Here is a 643-nt window from a genome sequence, read left to right as displayed (position 1 = left end):
CTGCTCTTCGCCAGACTCTCATACGTGCCGTTTACCAACAACCGGGCCGAACGTGACCTGAGAATGAGCAAGGTCAAACAGAAGGTGTCGGGGTGCTTCCGGACAAGAAAGCACGCCGAGGCCTATTGCCGCATCTCCAGTTACCTGCAGACCATGGCAAATCAGGGATACAATCCGCTGGTCGCCATTCAAATGGCCTTTTCGGGACAGCTCTATGCTGATAGGGGTGAGTAGTTACGCCTAATGTATCTCGATCTGGACAGGTTCAAGCTCATCAACGACAGCTGCGGGCATGCCGCCGGCGATGAACTGTTGCGTCCGCTGCCAGCCATGGAGAGCGAAGCGAAGGCTGGTAGACCCCAGTAGCCGCGAGGCCACACTGTTTTCCCGGCGTGCCTTGCGCCAGAGGGAAAACAAAGTAGGCCTCCGAACGCAGCGTCCAGTCATATGGGAGTCAAGTACGGAGCAGCAACGAGCTTGCGAACAAGCGTGTCTTCGGCCTCGTGATAGATTTTGGGACATCCTAGCCCGCATCGCTCACCGATCCCCTGGTTCCGGCGTTTTTGGGCGCCGGGACGTGACCAAGATAGCCCGATAGCCCATTTCTCGTGCCAAGGTACTCGCCAAGAGAAGAGATTCTCGT

At 56.9% G+C, this 643-nt stretch carries 1 protein-coding gene and 2 pseudogenes; 2 read left to right on the top strand and 1 reads right to left on the bottom strand.

The genetic code is table 11. The features are described from left to right. A pseudogene (locus ACOCD2_RS24620) lies at nucleotides 1-112 on the top strand (IS66 family transposase); the annotation flags it as partial. A gap of 128 nt (nucleotides 113-240) precedes the next feature. Next, nucleotides 241-324: pseudogene (locus ACOCD2_RS24615) on the top strand (diguanylate cyclase domain-containing protein); the annotation flags it as partial. A 119-nt stretch (nucleotides 325-443) separates the two neighbouring features. Here the strand turns inward: ACOCD2_RS24615 and ACOCD2_RS24610 are convergent. Continuing rightward, a partial coding sequence (locus tag ACOCD2_RS24610; RefSeq protein WP_293675712.1) for a hypothetical protein occupies nucleotides 444-643 on the bottom strand: 200 nt, incomplete at its 5' end.

Source organism: Thiolapillus sp. (assembly GCF_048562965.1).
Lineage (GTDB): Bacteria > Pseudomonadota > Gammaproteobacteria > Chromatiales > Chromatiaceae > Thiolapillus > Thiolapillus brandeum_A.
The sequence above is the reverse complement of the archived record's forward strand: the minus strand, read 5'-3'. Positions and strand labels throughout refer to the sequence as shown.